At 67.6% G+C, this 18,229-nt stretch carries 16 protein-coding genes and 1 pseudogene; 12 read left to right on the top strand and 5 right to left on the bottom strand.

The features are described from left to right. The first annotated feature begins 19 nt into the window (after nt 1–19). The 5 genes from HWX87_RS25315 to HWX87_RS25295 all read left to right on the top strand — a co-directional run bounded on the left by HWX87_RS25315 (nt 20) and on the right by HWX87_RS25295 (nt 5,858). Nucleotides 20–1,327, top strand: coding sequence for an NtaA/DmoA family FMN-dependent monooxygenase (locus HWX87_RS25315; RefSeq protein WP_176049815.1), 1,308 nt, complete (start codon nt 20–22; stop codon nt 1,325–1,327). A 148-nt stretch (nt 1,328–1,475) separates the two neighbouring features. Beyond that, nucleotides 1,476–2,969: a sugar ABC transporter ATP-binding protein gene (locus HWX87_RS25310; RefSeq protein WP_176049814.1), complete on the top strand. Its 1,494-nt coding sequence runs from the start codon at nt 1,476–1,478 to the stop codon at nt 2,967–2,969. Beyond that, on the top strand, nt 2,966–4,021 hold the full coding sequence (locus tag HWX87_RS25305) for an ABC transporter permease (RefSeq protein WP_176049813.1): 1,056 nt from the start codon (nt 2,966–2,968) through the stop codon (nt 4,019–4,021). Before HWX87_RS25310 ends, HWX87_RS25305 begins: the two co-directional genes overlap by 4 nt. A gap of 175 nt (nt 4,022–4,196) precedes the next feature. Beyond that, nucleotides 4,197–5,267, top strand: a complete 1,071-nt coding sequence (locus tag HWX87_RS25300; RefSeq protein ID WP_176049812.1) for a substrate-binding domain-containing protein — start codon at nt 4,197–4,199, stop codon at nt 5,265–5,267. A gap of 60 nt (nt 5,268–5,327) precedes the next feature. Continuing rightward, entirely contained in the window at nt 5,328–5,858 is a 531-nt protein-coding gene (locus tag HWX87_RS25295) for an OsmC family protein (protein ID WP_176049811.1), read from the top strand. A gap of 201 nt (nt 5,859–6,059) precedes the next feature. On the opposite strand, the pseudogene HWX87_RS38355 reads toward HWX87_RS25295, so the two are convergent. The 3 genes and pseudogenes from HWX87_RS38355 to HWX87_RS25285 all read right to left on the bottom strand — a co-directional run. After that, nucleotides 6,060–6,173, bottom strand: a pseudogene (locus tag HWX87_RS38355) (helix-turn-helix transcriptional regulator); the annotation flags it as partial. Nucleotides 6,174–6,195: 22 nt separating this feature from the next. After that, a complete protein-coding gene (locus HWX87_RS25290) occupies nt 6,196–7,500 on the bottom strand; it encodes a HipA domain-containing protein (RefSeq protein ID WP_176049810.1) in 1,305 nt (434 codons plus the stop codon). Beyond that, the gene (locus HWX87_RS25285; RefSeq protein WP_176049809.1) at nt 7,490–7,774 is read right to left on the bottom strand and encodes a helix-turn-helix domain-containing protein; all 285 of its coding nucleotides are present in this window, start codon (nt 7,772–7,774) and stop codon (nt 7,490–7,492) included. Before HWX87_RS25285 ends, HWX87_RS25290 begins: the two co-directional genes overlap by 11 nt. Nucleotides 7,775–8,067: 293 nt before the next feature. On the opposite strand from HWX87_RS25285, the gene HWX87_RS25280 reads away from it, so the two are divergent. The 6 genes from HWX87_RS25280 to HWX87_RS25255 all read left to right on the top strand — a co-directional run bounded on the left by HWX87_RS25280 (nt 8,068) and on the right by HWX87_RS25255 (nt 14,799). Continuing rightward, nucleotides 8,068–9,309, top strand: a complete 1,242-nt coding sequence (locus HWX87_RS25280; protein WP_176049808.1) for a DKNYY domain-containing protein — start codon at nt 8,068–8,070, stop codon at nt 9,307–9,309. A 168-nt stretch (nt 9,310–9,477) separates the two neighbouring features. Then, nucleotides 9,478–10,407 (top strand): TauD/TfdA family dioxygenase, encoded by a 930-nt coding sequence (locus tag HWX87_RS25275; RefSeq protein WP_176049807.1) that lies wholly within the window; start codon nt 9,478–9,480, stop codon nt 10,405–10,407. 46 nt (nt 10,408–10,453) lie between these two features. Further along, nucleotides 10,454–11,485 carry an ABC transporter substrate-binding protein gene (locus HWX87_RS25270; protein WP_176049806.1) on the top strand — a complete coding sequence of 344 codons (1,032 nt, stop codon included), beginning with the start codon at nt 10,454–10,456 and terminating at the stop codon, nt 11,483–11,485. 67 nt (nt 11,486–11,552) lie between these two features. Next, complete coding sequence (locus HWX87_RS25265) at nt 11,553–12,542, top strand: ABC transporter ATP-binding protein (protein WP_176049805.1); 990 nt, start codon at nt 11,553–11,555, stop codon at nt 12,540–12,542. Further along, a complete protein-coding gene (locus tag HWX87_RS25260) occupies nt 12,539–13,426 on the top strand; it encodes an ABC transporter permease (RefSeq protein ID WP_176049804.1) in 888 nt (295 codons plus the stop codon). The genes HWX87_RS25265 and HWX87_RS25260 overlap by 4 nt, the downstream gene beginning before the upstream one ends. Nucleotides 13,427–13,581: 155 nt before the next feature. Beyond that, nucleotides 13,582–14,799, top strand: coding sequence for an acyl-CoA dehydrogenase family protein (locus HWX87_RS25255; protein WP_176049803.1), 1,218 nt, complete (start codon nt 13,582–13,584; stop codon nt 14,797–14,799). Between the two features lie 31 nt (nt 14,800–14,830). Here HWX87_RS25255 and HWX87_RS25250 read toward each other — a convergent pair whose 3' ends face one another. Continuing rightward, the gene (locus HWX87_RS25250) at nt 14,831–16,018 is read right to left on the bottom strand and encodes an LLM class flavin-dependent oxidoreductase (protein ID WP_176049802.1); all 1,188 of its coding nucleotides are present in this window, start codon (nt 16,016–16,018) and stop codon (nt 14,831–14,833) included. Between the two features lie 179 nt (nt 16,019–16,197). Then, on the bottom strand, nt 16,198–17,382 hold the full coding sequence (locus HWX87_RS25245; protein WP_176049801.1) for a porin: 1,185 nt from the start codon (nt 17,380–17,382) through the stop codon (nt 16,198–16,200). A 489-nt stretch (nt 17,383–17,871) separates the two neighbouring features. Between HWX87_RS25245 and HWX87_RS25240 the strand changes: the two genes are divergently transcribed. Continuing rightward, nucleotides 17,872–18,216 (top strand): DUF3088 domain-containing protein, encoded by a 345-nt coding sequence (locus tag HWX87_RS25240; protein WP_176049800.1) that lies wholly within the window; start codon nt 17,872–17,874, stop codon nt 18,214–18,216. Nucleotides 18,217–18,229 lie beyond the last annotated feature (13 nt).

Raw genomic sequence — 18,229 nt, 5'->3', positions numbered from 1 at the left:
CGATGACCGGGGCCGCGTCATGAGCCGGGCCCGCAGACGGCTGAAGACGCTCGTCGGCACGGCCAGCGTGCTGTACGCACCCGGCGATGCGGAGGTTGCGCAGGGCGTGCGGCGCGCGGCGTCGCTCGCACGCAAGGCGGAAGCCGAGAAGATCACGGGCCTGTTTACCGCCGACCTGCTGCAGGCCGATACAGCCGGCCTTGCCGGCAACACGGGCAGCCAGGAGCCCATCGTCGCGCTGGCGGCGCTGAGCCAGGCGACCTCGGCAATCGGGCTCGTCGCGACCGTGTCGACCACGTATCACCATCCCTACAACCTCGCGCGCCTGATCGGCACGCTCGATCACGTGAGCGGCGGCCGCGCCGCGTGGAATGCGGTCACGTCGTCGGTCGGCGAGGAAAACTTCGGTGACGCGGCGTTGCCCGACCCGGAGCGCCGTTACGCACGCGCGGCCGAATTCGTCGAAGTCGTCAACGCGCTGTTCGACGCGAACGATCCGGACGCGACGCGGCGCGGGCGCGGCGGCGGCATTTCGGTCGATCCGCTCAGGCTCGGCCCGATCGACTACCGCGGCGCGCACTTTCAGGTCCAGGGGCCGCTGAACGTGCCGCCCTCGCCGCAACGGCGGCCGGTACTGTTTCAGGCAGGGCAGTCGGCGAGCGGCGTGGCGCTCGGTGCGCGGTATGCGGAAGTCGTCTATACGTCGCAGCCGACGCTCGACGATGCCCGCGTGTTCGTCGCCGAGCTGCACCGGCAGGCCGCCGCATTCGGTCGCGGCGACCGGCCGCCGCTCGTGATGAATTCGTTTCATTCGGTGATCGGCGAATCCGATGCCGATGTCGCACGGCGGTTGCGCGACAAGCATGAACGCATCGATTACGAACAAGGCAGGCTGAAGCTCGCCGACATGCTCGGCGGTCGTGTCGACCTGCGCGGCCTGCCGCTCGATCAGCCGTTGCCGGAATCGCTGTTGCCGGCGATCGACAGCGTGCATCGCCGGCGCGGGCGTGTTGCGATCTTCGTCGGCTACGCGCGCCAGCGGCTGACGCTGCGCGAGCTGATCGTCCGCGCGCAGGAGACCGGCCACTGGTTCGTGGCCGGCACGCCGGAGCAGCTCGCCGATGCGATCGAGACGCGCTATCGCGCGGGACTCGTCGACGTACTGTCGCTGCACGGGCTCGGCCAGCCCGACCAGGAGGATTTGCTGCTGAACGGTTTGCTGCCCGAATTGCGACGCCGCGATCTGCTCGACACCGATTATGTGGGCGGAGATTTCCGCGCGAACCTGGAACTGCCGGCGTTGCGGCACGAGACCGCGCCGGCATGAACGGGCGCAGGGTGAACGAGCCGTCGGCCACGGCGAAACGAACGACAGGGGAGTCGCGAGACATGAACCATGACGTGCCGATACCGGCGAAACGGGAAGGCGCGAACGGGTTGCGGCAGCCATCCGTGACAACCGGCCGGATTGCTTCATGCCGCCGCCCGTCCTGAGCGCCGCGGGCATCGCGAAGCGCTTCGACGCGACCGTCGCGCTGTCGGCGCTGCATCTGTCGATCGAGGCCGGCGAAGTCGTCGCGTTGATGGGCGCGAACGGTGCCGGCAAGTCGACCTTCGTCAAGATCCTGAGCGGCGCGCTGCGGCCGGACGGCGGGACGCTGGCGCTGCGCGGCGAACCCTATCGACCGGCGTCGCCGCATGCCGCGAAGCGGCTCGGCGTTGCGACCGTGCACCAGTCGGTTGCCGATACGGTCGTGCCGACGCTGTCGATTGCCGACAACCTGTTGCTGGACCGGCTGTGCGATCCGGCGTCGGCCTGGCGCGTGCCGCCGGCCGCGCGGCGCGCCGCGGCGCGACCGCTCGCCGAGCGCGTCGGGCTCGACGTCGACCTGGCGGCGCCGCTGGCCTCGCTGTCGCTGGCGGACCAGCAGCGTGTGACGATGGCGCGCGCGCTGGCCAGTCAGCCGTCGCTGCTGATTCTCGACGAGCCGACCGCCAGCCTGTCCGCGCCGGAGGCCGAGCGGCTGTTCGGGCTGGTGGATGCGTTGCGCCGCGACGGCGTCGCGATCCTGCTGGTGTCGCATCGGCTCGGCGATTTGCGTCGCATCGCCGATCGCGTGGCGATCGTCCGCGATGGCCGGATCGTTGCCGATCTGGCCACGCCGGTGGATTTCGATGCGGCGGTGGAAACGATGATCGGACGCGCATTGCCGCGCGCGCGTGCGTCGGCGCCGGTTCGCGACGGGCAGTCCGGGTCCGGCCCGGGCTTCAGTGCGCGGCAGATCCGGCTGACGCCGACCAGTACCCCGTTCGACCTCGAGGTCCGGCGCGGCGAGATCGTCGCGATCGCAGGCCCGGTCGGCGGCGGCAAGTCGCGCTTCGCCAATACGATCTTCGGTGCGGAGCGTGCGGCGGCCGGCGAGATGACGCTCGACGGCCGGCCATGGCGGCCGCGTTCGCCGGCCGACGCGATTCGCGCGGGCGTATTCCTGGCCGGCGAAGATCGCTGGCGTACGTCGTTGTTTCCCGACAGCGTGCCGTTCGCATCGATCGCGGGCACGATCGGCTTTCCGTTCCTGTCGCGCTGGTTCGGGAGCGGCGCGGTGCGTCGCTCGCGCGAACGCGCGGTCGCGGCGGCGGCGATCGCCCGGTTCGGCATTCGCTGCACGGGCCCGGACGATCGCGTGGCCCGCCTGTCCGGCGGCAATCAGCAGAAGGTCGTGCTCGCTCGCTGGCACGCCGAGCCTGCGCGGCTGTTGCTGCTCGACGAGCCGTTTCAGGGCGTCGATGCGGGTGCGCGTGCCGATATCGTCGATTTGCTGAGGCGTCATGCGCCTGAGCGCGCGACGATCGTGTTCGTCAGCGATCTCGAGGAAGCGGCCGAGATCGCCGATCGTATCGTGCGGTTCGATCGCGCCACGCTCGATCGTCCGCATCCGGTTTCTACCGTCGTGCAAGCTACCTCATGAAATCCGTTCCCCCTTCCGTCATGCAGCCCGCCTCGCCCGGCGAGCGGTCGCGTCCCGCGCCGGCCCGCATCCGCGATGCACTGGAACGCACGGGCATCCTGCTCGTGCTGGCCGTCCTCGTGATCGTGTTCGCGCTCAGGGAGCCCGCGTTCCTGAACCTCGACAATCTGTTCAGCATCCTGCAGGCCGTGTCGATCGTCGCGTTGCTCGGCATCGGCGTGACCGTCACGCTCGCGGCCGGTGGCTTCGACCTGTCGGTCGGCAGCGTGGCCGCGACCGCACAGATGGCTGCGAGCTACGTGCTGGTCGTCTGGCACGGCAGCGCGCTGGCCGCCGTGATCGCGTGCCTCGCGCTTGGTGTCGCCGCCGGATGGTTCAACGGCGTGCTGATTACGCGGTTGCGCGTGCCCGATCAGCTCGCGACACTCGGCACGCTGTTCCTGCTGGCCGGATTGCAGCTGATCCCGACCGGCGGCCGTTCGCTCGCGACCGGCTCGGTGTTGCCCGACGGCACGGACGCGACGGGCGTGTTCCCCGCCGCCTTTCTTGCGCTCGGCCGGCTGCGCGCGTTCGACGTCGTGCCGTTGCCCGTGCTGATCCTCGCGGCAGTGACGGTGCTGGCCTGCGTCACGATGGAGGCGACGCGCTGGGGCCGCGTGATCTACGCGATCGGCGGCAACGAAACGGCGGCACGGCTGGCTGGTGCGCCAGCTGCACGCTATCGTGTCGCCGCGTATGTCGTGTCGGGCGCGATCGCGTCGCTGGGCGGCGTGCTGATCGCCGCGCGGGTCGGCCGCGGCGACGCGAGCGCGGGACACTCGCTGCTGCTCGACGCGGTGGCCGCCGCACTGATCGGATACGCGGTGTGGGGCGCAAAGCGGCCCAACGTCTTCGGTACGGTGGTCGGGGCGGTGTTCGTCGGCGTGCTGCTCAACGGGCTGACGATGCTGAACGCGCCGTACTACATGCAGGATTTCATCAAGGGCGTGTTGCTCGTGCTGGCGCTTGCGTTTACGTTCGGCATCGGTCGCCGTGCGGATGCCCGCGCATGATGCGCGCTGGCGCGGCGCCCGGCGCGGGTGCGGACAGGCTCGTCGATTCACTGCTTCGCCGGTTTCGGATAGTTTGTTATCCAAAGTAATATCCATTGCAGAATCGATCGGTTTGCGTTCGTGTGTCGCACTGATAGATTGGGCCGATATCGTTCGATGTGGAGGCAGACACGCCATGCAATCGTTGCTTCGCCGGAAGTCGCGTATCGACCTGAAGATCGGCGCGCTCGTCGTGGGTGCCGCGATCGTGCTGGGTACGTCCGCGGCACACGCGGGACCGCTCAAGGGCGCGCCGGCGCCGTTCGACAAGGGCGGCGTGAAGATCGCGCTCGTCAACTACCTGTCGACCGGCGACTTCTTCCAGGCGTACGAGGCCGGCGCGCAGAAGCAGGCACGTGCGCTCGGCGTGGATCTGCGCATCTACGAAGGCCGCCAGGATGCGGCCGAGCAACGCGAGCAGATCCAGCAGGCGATCAGCATCGGCGTGTCCGCGATCATCGTCAACCACGGCTTGCCCGAGTCGCTGAAGGATGTCGTTCAGCGTGCACTCGACAAGGGCATCAAGGTTGTCGCGTTCGACGTCGATCTTGCCAATCCGAAGGTGCCGCAGATCGAACAGAACGATCGGGACCTCGCGAACCTGCTGCTGGATCAGGCCGTCAAGGACAACGGCGACGCGTTCGCGGCAGGTTACGTCTATGTGGCCGGATTCGCGCCGCTCGACCGGCGCGATGCGGCCTGGCGGGATTTCAAGCGCGCGCACCCGAAGGTTCGGGAAAAGGCGCGGTGGGGCACCGTCGACACGCCGATCGCGCAATCGGTCGCGAATCAGGCGGCCGCCGCCTATCGTGCGAACCCGGACATCCGCGTCGTATTCGCGCCTTACGACGAGTTCGCGCGCGGCGCGAAGCTCGCGGCGGACGAGGCCAGGCTGTCGTCGAAGGTTCGTATCTATAGCGCGGACATCTCGACGGCCGACATCGAGGCCATCCGCGCGCCGGACAGCGCATGGGTCGCGACGGCCGCGACCAATCCCGCGGTCGTCGGGGCCGTGTCCGTGCGGGCCGCGGCGCTGCTCGTCGCCGGCCAGAATCCGGGCGCACGCATCGCGGTCAGGCCGACGCTGATCACGCGCGACGATCTCGTGAAAAACGACATTCGCACCGTGGCCGAACTCGGCGCGAAGTTCCCGGCGTTCCGCGCGAGCGACGCGGCGACGGCCGCATGGATTCCGGCGATCGACTGATCGCCTTTAACCGCAGCGACTTGCTCCTCCTTCCGCGTGCCGCTGGCCCGTGACCTGACCATGACGACCCTGAACGACTATCTCGCCCAAAAACGCGCTGCATGGCACGCGAAGCAGCAAGCGGCACGCAACGATCCCGATTTCAAGGCGACGCCGCTGAAGGCGACCGTACGCGCGCTCGGCCGCAGCGGCGTGCGCGAGATCCGGATTCGCGATTTCCAGGTGATCAGCGACAGCCCGCCCGATTTCGCGGGCTATAACCTCGGGCCTGCGTCGCCAGAACTGCAACTCGGCGTGCTCGGCAGTTGCCTCACGCATATCACGTTGATCCAGGCTGCGGAGCGCGGCCTGAAGATCGACTCGATCGCGGTCGAGGTGACCGGCGACCAGCATCCGCTCGCGCAGCAGCCGGGGTTCGAGCATGTCCCGGTCTTCCCGCACAACCTCCGCTATACGCTGGACATCGCGTCGCCCGAGCCGCCGGAGGCCATCCGTGCGTTGCATCAGGCGGTCGAAGCCGTTTGCCCGATCTTCAACCTGCTGAGGCTGCCGCAGCAGATCGACGGCGAATTGCGGCATACGCGCGGGTAACGCGCCGGCGCGGCGTGTCGCTCGCACGTTGCGCAGCGTTTGCCCGCCGAGTTGCCGTGTATTGGCACGGTGTCGCGCGCGGTGCGACGATTCGTGCGAAGGCCAGTTTCATCGAGAAATAGATACGTTGTGATAAGAATACTTATCCCGATATCGTTGATGCGAATGAATCCAGTCGATGAAACTGCAGCTTCGGTCGTGCCACCGAAGCATGTATTCGAGCGGCCCGAATCCCGGCCGCCGCTTGAAATGGAGCGTGAACGTCGAGCGCGATACATGGCAGCACGCTGCCAGTGCGTCGACGGTCGAGCGTTGCGCGCGCCGCGCGCGTGGCCATCTATTGGCGCGCGTTCCGAAGCGCGTGGCCCATCTCCGCAATCGGCATCGCGATGATCGAGTTCAGCAGGCGCATTTCCCCGGCGTCGGGGCGCGCGGCGTCGCGCACTTCGTTGAGAGTCTGCGCGACGCTGCGATCGAGCGGTTCGAGAAAGCGCAGAAGCTCGCTTTCGGCGGCCTTCTCCCGGAGCCCGAGCGCGTTACCGAATGCGACAAGCGCACCCAGGTCGACGTCGGAGAAGCGCGTCGCCGCGCCGAGCGGCATCGTCAGTTCGCAGTGCGGCCAATGATCGCCGCGATGATTGGGCCGGTGCGTGGGCGTGTGATAGACGACCGTGCTGACGATGTCGTAGAACGGTGCGAGCCGGTAGCCTCGCACATCGACAAAGAACGACAGGTTCTTCAGGTGCGCGTCGCCGTTGCCGACTACCACGTTGAAGATCGTCCAGCGGAATACCGACAGACGTGCGAGTGCGCGTGTGCTGGTCTGTGCGATCGCGCGGCCGAGTTCTTCCGCGTTTGCGCGCTGGTACTTGAAGCCGCGATCGTAGTTCAGCAACTGCATCGCATCGATCGTATGCAGACGCGCGGCCGCCTCCGATGCGGTATCGCGGTCGAAGCGGTCGATCACGTAGCACGCGGACGGCGCACGCAGGAAATGCACGTCGGGCACGTCGAGACCCATCCGCTTCGCGAGCTTCATGCAGAAGAACTCGTTGATCGCCGAATGCGGATAGCCGGCGGCGCGCATGTCCGGTTTCAGCAGATGCATCGACGGTTCGCTGCCGACCGGCTCGAACAGCGTGTAGTCCGGCGCGTCGCCGCGCAGGATCAGCAGCAGCTTCTGCTGTGCGCCGGCCGCCGACATGCGTTTGGGCGCGGTGGCCGTCAGCGCATGTTCGGGCATCGCCTGGATGCGGCGCTCGAGTTCGTCGAGCGGCAACGGCTGCGTGCTGCCGGCTGCTTCCTGCTCGCCTTCGGCGAGCAGCGTAAGCGCGCCGGCCGATTCACGCCCGAAGTATGCGAGCAGGCCCCATGCGTCGGCGGCATCGACCTTGGCCTCACGCGCAAGCGACGTGCGCATGCCTTCTTCCGGCAGCAGGTTGTCGAAGAACCACTGAACCGGGCGATCGGTCGAGGTGTCGGTGAAGGTGCCGGCGCGCAGCGGGAAGGCGGGTGACAGCGGGTACGCGCGTGGCGATGCCAGCCACTGTGCGTCGTACGTGAACGACCAGACGCCTTTGTCGTCGGTCAGCGTGCCCATGCGCAGCCCGTTCGCGGATGCGGTCAGCGTTCTAGTCGCCATGACGGCTCCTGCGGCGTTGCGCCGCCTTCAGCACGTTTGCCGCCGAAATCTCGATGGACGATTGCGCGAGCAGGCTGATGCCCAGTTCGCCGAGCAGCAGCAGGATCTTCCCGACTTGCGCGGTGGGTTTCCCGGCTTCCACCTGGCTGATGAATTTCGGCGAGAGCCCCGTGGCGTTCGCGAGTTCGTCACGCGTGAACCCCTGCTGGAGCCGTGCCGCGCGGATGAGGTTGGCGAGTGCGCCGATCGTGCTGACGGGCAGGATCTCCTGCATGACGTCCTCCGTGCTTCGTATCTGATCGGGAACAGTATTGCACAACTCGCCGGAGCGGGAGGCAGTTCGTATCCGTACGGATACGAATTGATCGCATAGGTAACGGATTGCCTATTTCGTTCCCGATCGGGAGCCAGAAACGATGAGCCGACGATCGACGACATGTTCGTATCCGGACGGATATGCGATGGGCCGACTGAATGTCCCGGCGGGGGCAGCGCATGTCGCCACGATTAGAATGACCGACGCACATCCTTTCATTCCGTGGCCCGTCACCGGGTCGACATGCGCCCATGACCTTACAAGAACTCGAAAAACTGATGCGAAGCCTGTTCGAGGATGAGAGCCTCGATGACTTCGGAACAAGCGACTACAGCCTCACGTTCGTCGTGCCCGGCAAGGTCAAGGACGTCAAGGCTGCGTTGCTGACCCGCACGGACCCGGCCGGATGGAGCGGCGAGTCGGTGCACTGGTTCTACCGGAACGACGCCGACGACTGGGCGCTGTATCTGCGCGCGGTGCCGCACGCGGTGTTCTGCATCGCGACCGTACAGTCGTTGCATACGCGGCACATGCAGAAACACCTGGACGCGTCGGCCGTCACGCCGGAGCAGCAGGCGATCTACGACGCAGAGGAAGCGCAGCGCCGGCAGGAGACCGAAGCGCGGCAGCGGCGCGACACGCGGACAGCGCCGCTGGCGCTGCTCGGCGGGCCGTTCCATACCGATGGCGAACGCGTATGGGCGCGCGTCGGCAGCGGGCATCGCTATCACGCGCTCAACCATTTCGATCTCGGCACTTTCCGGCATCTGGTCGACAACTTTGCGGCTGATGCATCGGGGCTGCGCTATTACGCGGCCGGCGCCGCGTCCCGCTACGACGACGCAGGCGAAGGGCTCATCGCCGACGGCGACGCGGCCACGCTGGAATCGCTCGGTGGCGACTGGTATCGCGATGCACGGCAGGCTTACTACTTCGATCGCGACATTCACAATCCCGATCGCGGCCAGTGCCATCTGACCGTGGTCAAGGCCGACGTGGCCAGCCTCACGCATATCGGCAGCGCGTACGCACGGGATGCGAAGCACCTGTTCTGTGCCGGCGTGCGCAAGCGCGGCATCGACGATCCGGCCGGTGTGGCCGGCCTCGGCTATCGCTATGCGCGGCTCGGCGGGCAGATTCTTTACGACGGCAAGATCGTGACCGCGCCGGGGCGTATCGACGTCGAAACGGCACGCGCCGTTTTTCACGACGTGCTGATCGATGCGGATGGCCACCTGCTATGGGGGAAGAACTACCGCAAGCCGTTGCCGGGGATCGACGCGCCAAGCCTGCGTTTCCTGAACTGGTCGTTCGCGGTCGACGACCAGCGCGTCTACTACCGCACCGATAGGAACCTGGCCGTGTGCGAAGGCGTCGATCGCGCAAGCGTGGAGGCCGTGCCGCCGTCGGGGATCCGCGACAAGCACGGAGCGATCGAGCTCCGCTATCCGGACGGCATCGCACGGGTCCCGGCGCCGCCGACGGAATCCTGAGGGGCACGAACGGCGGGTTTCGCGCGTCGGGCAACCGCGAGTGGCCGGGCCGTATGCGCGAGCAGCAATCTTTATCACCGCAGCAGATAAACGTATCCGAATCGCTTCGTTGACGCAGTCCGGCAGGCACTCGTAGATTCGCGTTTTGACCGAATCAGGGGCCGTGCAGTGACGACTACCGCCATCCGCGACGCCGCATCGATTTCCGCCGGGCATGCGCCCGCATCGTGGCAGGGCGACGCGGCGCAACGCTTCGAGATCGTTCCGTTCGACGCGCCGCTCGGCGCCGAAGTGATCGGCCTCGACCTGTCGCGACCGCTCGACGCCGACGGTTTCGCGCGCATCCATCGCGCGCATCTCGACCATCACGTGCTGGTGTTTCGCGACCAGCGCATCACGCCGGACGAGCACATCGCGTTCAGCCGCCGCTTCGGCCCGCTGCAGATCCACGTGCTGCACCAGTTCGCGCTGGCGGGGCATCCGGAAGTGCTGATCGTGTCGAACATCGTCGAGCACGGCAAGCCGGTCGGGCTCGGCGACGCCGGTCATTTCTGGCATTCCGACCTGTCGTACAAGGAAAAGCCGAGCCTTGGCTCGCTGCTGCACGCACAGGAATTGCCGGCGGAAGGCGGCGACACGCTGTTCGCGAACATGCACCTTGCATGGGACACGCTGCCGGCCCACCAGCGCCGCGCGATCGAGGGGCGACGCGCCGAGCACACGTATCTCGCGCGTTATGCGGAGCTGCAGGCGCGCAGCCCGTGGCGGCCGAACCTGTCGCCCGAGCAGATCGCCCAGGTGGCGGCGGTGGTCCACCCGGTCGTGCGCACGCATCCCGAAACCGGCCGCAAGGCACTGTTCGTCAGCGAGCATTTCACGACCCGCATCGTCGGCTTGCCGGACGATGAAAGCCGCGCGCTGCTCGACGAGCTGTTCGCGCACAGCGTCCGCGCCGAGCACCAGTACCGGCACCGGTGGCGCGCGCACGATCTCGTGTTCTGGGACAACCGGTCGCTGATGCATCTCGCCGCCGGCACGCCCGACCACCTGCGCCGCAAGCTGTTCCGCACGACGATCGAAGGCGACGCGCCTTTCTGAGCCGCGTGCCGCGTCATTCATCCGCCCCATCCTGACCGGAGTTCCGATGTCGTTTTCGTTCTTGCCGGCGCGCCGCGCGCTGGCGGCCACGCTCACCGCCGCGCTCGCGCTTGCCGGCGCGGTCGTCCCGCAAACCGCGCACGCGGAGGGCCGGATCCGGATCGCCGAGCAGTTCGGCGTCGTCTACCTGATGCTGAACGTCGCGCGCGACCAGCAACTGATCGAGAAGGAAGGGCGCAAGGCCGGCCTCGACATCAAGGTCGACTGGGTGCGGCTGTCGGGCGGCGCGGCCGTGAACGACGCGCTGCTGTCGGGCGCGGTCGACGTCGCCGGTGCGGGCGTCGGGCCGTTGCTGACCGTGTGGGACCGCACGCGCGGCCGGCAGAACGTGAAGGGCGTCGCGTCGCTCGGCAATTTCCCGTACTACCTCGTCAGCAGCAACCCGAGCGTGAAGACGATCGCCGACCTGAGCGCGAAGGACCGCATCGCGGTGCCGGCAGTCGGCGTGTCGGTGCAGTCGCGCGTGCTGCAGTACGCAGCCGCGAAGCAGTGGGGCGACAAGCAGTTCGACAAGCTCGACGCGCTCACGCAGGCGATTCCGCACCCCGACGCGACGGCCGCGATTCTCGCGAACAGCAGCGTGATCACCGGCCACTTCGGCAATCCGCCGTTCCAGGAGCAGGAACTTGCCGGCAACCCGAACGCGCACATCGTGCTGAATTCCTATGACGTGCTCGGCGGCCCGAGCTCCGCGACGGTGCTGTATGCAACGGAAAAATTCCGCAACGACAACCCGAAGACCTACCGCGCATTCGTCACCGCGCTGGCCGACGCCGCGCGGCAGATCGCGGCCGATCCCGAGCGCGCGGCCGATACGTATATCCGCGTGAATGCATCGAAGATCGATCGCGCCTTGCTGCTGAAAATCCTGCGCAATCCGCAGGTGCAGTTCAAGACCGCGCCGCAGAACACGCTGCCGCTCGCGCAGTTCATGCATCGCACCGGCGCGATCCGTAACGAGCCGAAGTCGTGGCGCGACTACTTCTTCGACGATCCGGCGACTGCCGGCGGCAGTTGAGCCGCGCCGGCGCTTCGACGCCGCGATCGACGCTTATGCGTCGGCGCGGTTTCGATATGCGCAATCGATGGTTGGTCCGCACGATGCGCGGCCGTATGTTGATGCTTTCCCCGCAAGAGTCCCGATCGTGAACGCCACTTCTCTCCGAACCTGGCTACCGCCGTATGCGACGCGCCGCGGTGCGTCGTCCGCCGCTCAGGCTGCGCCCGCCACACCTGCTGCCGGGTGGTCCGGCGTGGACGCCGCGCAGGCCCGGTCGCACAGCGAGCGTCTGCTCGCCATCGATCGCGTGAGCCTCGAATACCGGAGCGGCGAGAGGATCGTCCGCGCAACGCACGACGTGAGCTTCGACGTGTACGGCAGCGATCGCTTCGTGCTGCTCGGCCCGTCGGGGTGCGGGAAGTCGACGCTGCTGAAGGCGATCGCCGGTTTCATCGAGCCCGTGTCCGGTTCGATCGCACTCGACGGCAAACCCGTGCGCGGGCCAGGGCCCGATCGTGTCGTGGTGTTCCAGGAGTTCGACCAGTTGCCGCCATGGAAGACAGTCGTCGAGAACGTCGCGTTTCCGTTGCGCGCCGCCGCGAAACTGTCGCGTGCCGACGCGCGCGAGCGCGCGCTGCACTATCTCGACAAGGTCGGATTGAGCGCATTCGCCGATGCCTATCCGCACACGCTGTCGGGCGGCATGAAGCAGCGCGTCGCGATCGCGCGCGCGCTCGCGATGCAGCCGCGCGTGCTGTTGATGGACGAACCGTTCGCTGCGCTCGATGCACTCACGCGCCGCAAGATGCAGGAGGAACTGCTGCGGTTGTGGGACGAGTTCCGCTTCACGTTGCTGTTCGTCACGCATTCGATCGAGGAAGCGCTCGTCGTCGGCAACCGGATCCTGCTGCTGTCGCCGCATCCGGGCCGCGTACGCGCGGAACTCAACAGTCACGAGCATTCGCTCGACAGCGTCGATACCGGCGACTTCCGCGACAACGTCGCGCGGATTCATCGCCTGCTGTTCGACACCGATGCGACGGGCGTACCGACGACGGAGGCGGCCGCTTCATGAGCACGATCGATCGGCCCCTGTCGCCGCTGCCGCCCGTTCGCGCCGAGTACGAACGCACGCTCGATACGCTGCCCGATGCCGAACGCGCGGCGCCGGCCCCGCTGGTGCGCCGCATCGTCGATGCCGGATGGTTTCGTCGCAGCGTCATCGCGCTCGTGTTGATCGCCGCATGGGAAACCGTCGCGCGCATCGTCGCGAACGACCTGCTCGTGCCGACCTTCGGCGCGACGCTGGCTGCATTCGTGCAGGGCATCGAGTCGGGCGAACTGCTCGTCAAGACCGGCATCTCGATGTCGGTACTGCTGCGCGGGTATGCGCTCGGCGTGTTCTTCGCGTTCGTGCTGACGTCGCTCGCGGTGTCGACGCGCATCGGCCGCGACCTGTTGACGATGCTCACGTCGATGTTCAATCCGCTGCCGTCGATCGCGTTGCTGCCGATTGCGCTCCTGTGGTTCGGGCTCGGCACCGGCAGCCTGCTGTTCGTGCTCGTGCATGCGGTGCTGTGGCCGCTCGCGCTCAGCATGTATACCGGCTTCGCGGGCGTGCCGGCTACGCTGAAGATGGCCGGACGCAACTACGGCCTCACCGGCCTGCGCCAGATCGCGCTGATCCTCGTGCCGGCCGCGCTGCCGTCGATCCTGTCGGGCCTGCGCGTCGGCTGGGCATTCGCGTGGCGCACGCTGATCGCGGCCGAGCTCGTGTTCGGTGCGAGCGCCGGGCAGGGCGGGCTCGGCTGGTACATCTTCCAGAACCGCAACGAGCTGTACACCGACCGCGTGTTCGCGGGCCTGGCGGCCGTCATCGTGATCGGCCTGCTCGTCGAGAATCTCGTGTTCGACACGCTCGAGCGCGTGACCGTGCGTCGCTGGGGCATCCAGCACTGACGCGACGGCGGTGCGCGACCAATCCCGGCGCACGCATAACAAAAGCTGAAATCGGCTTTTCACGTGCGCCGGATGCGTCCCTATACTTTGCGAAGCCGCGATCGCGCCACGCCACGCCGCGACGCTCCCGCTCTTCTCGCACAAGGATTTGCCCGATGACTGCCCGTGATGCCGTCGATCCGCGCGACGCGTTGCGCGACGCGCTCGCCACGCTGCGCGATCTCGCGAACGCGATCGGTCAGGATGCCGCGCAACGCGAGGCGCGCCGCGAACTGCCGTTCGACGGTTTCGCGATCTTTCGGCGCTCGGCGCTGGGCGCGCTGCGGATTCCGGCGGAACGTGGCGGCCTCGGCGGCACGCTGGTCGATCTGTTCGACACGATCGCGACGCTGGCCGCCGCCGATTCGAATCTCGCGCACGCGCTGCGCATTCACTACGACCAGACCGAGACGCTGCGGCTGTCGCCGCGCACGCCGTTCAACGACGTGCAGCTCGAACGCGTGCTGGCCGGCGCGATCTTCGGCGGTGCGTCGACCGAGCTCGGCACGTCGCGGCCGGGCGAGAACACGACCGTGCTGCGCCGGGACGGCGATCACCATCGGTTGACGGGCCACAAATACTATTCGACGGGCACCGCGTTTGCCGATTTCGCGCGCATCAACGTGGAGGACGAGCAGGGCGGCGCGTTGGCCGTGATCGTTCCCGTCGCGCGCGACGGCGTGCAGGTGCTCGATGACTGGGACGGGATGGGGCAGCGCATGACGGCGAGCGGCAGCCTGCTGCTCGACAACGTGCAGGTGTTCGCGCACGAAGTGGCCGCGCGCGACGGTTCGACGCTCGTCGGCCGCCATTGCGGCGCGCTGCGGCAGCTGCATCTCGTCGCGACGGGCGCGGGCATCGTGCGCAACGTGGTGGCCGATGCGCGCCGCTACGTGCTCGCGCACGGACGTCCGGCGCTGCACAGCCCGGCGCCGACGGCGCGCGACGATCATTTCGTCCAGCAAGTCGTCGGCGAGCTGTCCGCGCACAGTCACGCGGTCGACGCGCTCGTCCGTGAAAACGCGCGGGCGCTCGATCGATCCGCCGACGCGATCGAAGCGGGCGACGCCGAAGCGCATGCGCACGTGCTCGACAGTGCGCTCGCGACCGCGCGAACGCAGCTGATCGTCAGCAAGCTCGCGCTGCACGCGGCCGAGCGGCTGTTCGAAGTCGGCGGCGCGTCGGCGACGGCGCGCACACACAACTTCGACCGGCACTGGCGCAACCTGCGCACGATCTTCAGTCACAACCCGCTACTGCACAAGGCCCGCGTGATCGGCGACTACGAGCTGAACGGCGTGACGACGCACCTGACCGAAGGGCGCGTGTTCTGAGCGCATTGCGGCAGGCCTTCGAGACCGGACGTCAGCGCCGCAGGCCGGCTTCACGCAGCAGCGGCAGCACGCGTTCGCCGAAGAAGTCGAGATCGGGCTTGAAGTCGTAGAAACTCAACTGGATGCCGTCGATGCCGGCGCGGTGCAGCCGCACGATGGTGTCGGCGACTTCGTCGGGCGAGCCCGTGATCGAGATGTTGCCGCCGATCGCGCGCGCCGCGGCCTGCGAACGCTGGTCGAAGCCGCCGCGCCACGCATGCGCGTCGCTGTCGAAGCGGTGGAAGCTGCCTTCGTCGGCATGCGCGACGATCGCGTCGCGGTACGCGCGCGCCTCCGCCGCCGTCTCGCGGCAGATCACGAGCGGATTGAGCAGCGTGCGGACCGTCCGGCCGTGTGCGGCGGCGGCCGCCTTGACGCGAGCGGCATGCGCGGGCAGCGCGTCGATCGCGCGTTCGGCGTCGGGGCCGGCCGGGCTCGTGACGAACACGATGTCCGAATAGCGCGCCGCGAATTCGATGCCGGCGTCGGAGCCCGTTGCGTTGATCAGCAGCGGGCGTCCGTAGCGCGGCTTCGGCGTCACGAACGCGCCGCCCAGGCGCCAGCTCGACAGCGCCGGCGCATAGCTGAAGTTGTCCGGTTGCGCCCACAACTGCTGGACCGCGTCGAGGAATTCGGCGGCAAGCTCGTAGCGGCGGTCGTGCTCGATCCGGTTCCAGCCGAACATCTCGTGTTCGACCGCGCGGTGGCCCGTCACGACGTTGATGCCCCAGCGCCCGCGCGAGATGTGATCGAGCGTCGCGGTGAATTTCGCGAAATGCAGCGGATGCCACGGCCCGTAGAGCACGTGGCTCGTCGCGACGAGGATGATCCGTTCGGTGCGCGCGGTCAGCGCGGCCAGCGTCATGAACGAATCGAGCGCGTGGCCGTCGAACACGCCGCCGTAGCCGCCTTTCGGCAACCACTGCGACAGCGCGAACACGAGATCGAAGCCGAGCGCCTCGGCGCGCGCGACCAGGTCGGCGTTGTAGTCGAACGTCCAGTCGGTCGAACGCGGCAAGGTCGACGCACTCCATCCGCCGGCCTGGATCGGCAGAAACAGCCCGAGCATCAGCGGTTGCGCGAGCGCTCGCGATACGGGGCTGTCGGGGAAATCCGCCGGCGAACGGACGTCGACGAACGGCGACGGCGCGAGCGGGGCGGCGAGGACGGTGTCGCTCATGGCGGGCTCCTGGCGAGGGTTGCGCACGCTGGGCAACGACGACGGGCACGAAGCCGGTGCGGTTCGGCGTCTACGCAGGCGGCCGCGCGCGGGGAAACGGACATTCTCGGCAACCGGGCGCGGCGCGGCAAACAACGAAAACCGCTTTGCTTATCGTGCCGCGCCCGTTACGCGTGCCGTCAGAACTTCACGCGCAGCCCGCTGACGAAGGCGAGCTGCCGGTTCGTCGACGACGCGCTGCCGATGTTCGAGATCGCCGCGATCTTGCGATAGCCGCCCGGCGTGGCCGTGCTCGCATCGCCGGCCGCGAGCTGGTAGATGCCCGACACGTAGATATCGGTGCGCTTCGACAGCGCATAGTCGAACCCGAGCGTGAACTGGTGCCAACGCGGCTTCAGCGTCTGGCCGCCGGTGCCCGGCAGGCCGCTCGCGCGCCCGTCGGTGAACGTATAGACGCCGATCAGCGTGGCGGCCGGCGTGATCTGGTAGCGCGCGTTCACGTCGTAGTTGTTGAATTTGCGCGACGAGCCATCGACGTAGTCGAGCTGCGTATGGCTCCATGCGAAGCCGAGCGTCGCGCGGCCGAGCGCGTAGTTCGCGCCGAGCGCGCCGATCTGCTGCTTGAGCACGCCGCCGTTCAGCCCGTAGAAGAATGCACCGCTGTAGTCGTTGCCGGTGGTCGAGGTCGCGCCGCCCACCGCGCCGCTCGTGTTCGACGTCGCGTTCGGGTGGTTGAACCGCACATAACCGCCGCCGACCGACAGCGGGCCGTTCACGTAGTTCGCCGATGCGCCCCACGCGTTGTTGTTCGAGAAGCCCGTGCCCGCGCCGCCGTTCGCCTGGTTGCTGAATGCATAGAGCAGGTCGGCCGTGAAGCCGGCGATCGTGTCGCTGCGGAACTTCACCGCGTTGTTCAGCCGGAAGCTCTGGTTCAGGTTGTCGTTGTCGCCCACGTGCGTGGCCGGCGACCAGAAGCCGGCGCCCGAGTACTGCGCGACGAGGTCGGTGATCGGCTCGTACTGGCGGCCGAACGTCAGCGTGCCGAGGCCCTTCTTGCCGAGGCCCACGTACGCGGAGCGGCCGAACAGGCGGCCACCCTGGCCGAGCCCGCCGTCGCTCGGGCGGAAGCCGCTTTCGAGCGTGAAGACCGCCTGCAGGCCGCCACCGAGATCTTCCGCGCCTTTCAGGCCCCAGCGGCTGCCGCTCAGCTTGCCGCTCGTCTGCTGGATGTTGCTCGCGCCGCCCTGGTTGTTCGTATACGCGATGCCGGCGTCGACGACGCCGTACAACGTGACCGAACTCTGCGCGTACGCACTGACCGAACCGATCGAAACCAAACCCAGGACTACCGATTTTTTGATCATGACTATCCTCTGTTTTTATGGGTACGTCTGTGAGGATCACGATGCTATTGATGACGGGCGCGCCGACGAACGGTCGATCCGTGGTTTGTAAATCGCGGCGCGGCCGATTTGTAATGTGCGTTGCCGTCGGCCCGGCATGTTCGTCGCGATCGCGCCCGGCGCGCACGCTGCGGCGAATGCATCGCACGGACGGCGTACGCCTGGCGCCGGAAAGCCGTGCGCGCCGTCATATCGATCGATGAAATCGTTCGATGTACGCAGCACCTGCGGCCGCGATCACGATGTTTTTACGCAACGCCCGCTGTGCGGCGAGCCATCGTTGCGCTATGCGCGCCCGCATATCGATTCCGTAAAACGTTGGTAGGGCCACGCGAAGCGTGACGGTAGAGTCGGGCATCCGGTCGCGGGCCGGCATGCTCCGGGAACGACAGCGCACGCAAGCGCGTTCATCCCGGATGGGTGGATCAACGAACACAGGAGCCGTTTGAGATGAGTCGCGATGTGCTGTTTCTGCTGGAACCGGGCTTTGCCGATCCGAAGCATCCGGGTCAACGCTTCGTCTGTCCGCACGGACTGTCGATCGAAGGGTTGCTGGCGAGCGCCCCCGATCGTGCCGGCCGCCTGGACGTGAAGCGCGTCGGCTTCGAGCGGCCGCGGCCCGCGGTGATCGACGCGCTCGACGATGCGCACCAGGGCCTGCCGGTCCTTGTACTCGGTCGCGACCAGCCGGCGCCGGACGACGCGCAGACGCTCGGCGACGTGCGCTTCGTCACCGACGCGCGCCGCATCCTCGCGCTGCTGGCCGAACGCCACGGATTTCCGGCGCTGCATTGACGCGACGGTTCCA

The sequence above is a fragment of the Burkholderia sp. BCC1644 genome (assembly GCF_902833225.1).
In the GTDB taxonomy this organism is placed as follows: Bacteria; Pseudomonadota; Gammaproteobacteria; order Burkholderiales; family Burkholderiaceae; genus Burkholderia.
Note: the sequence above shows the minus strand (reverse complement) of the source record. Positions and strands in the feature narration are given on the sequence as shown.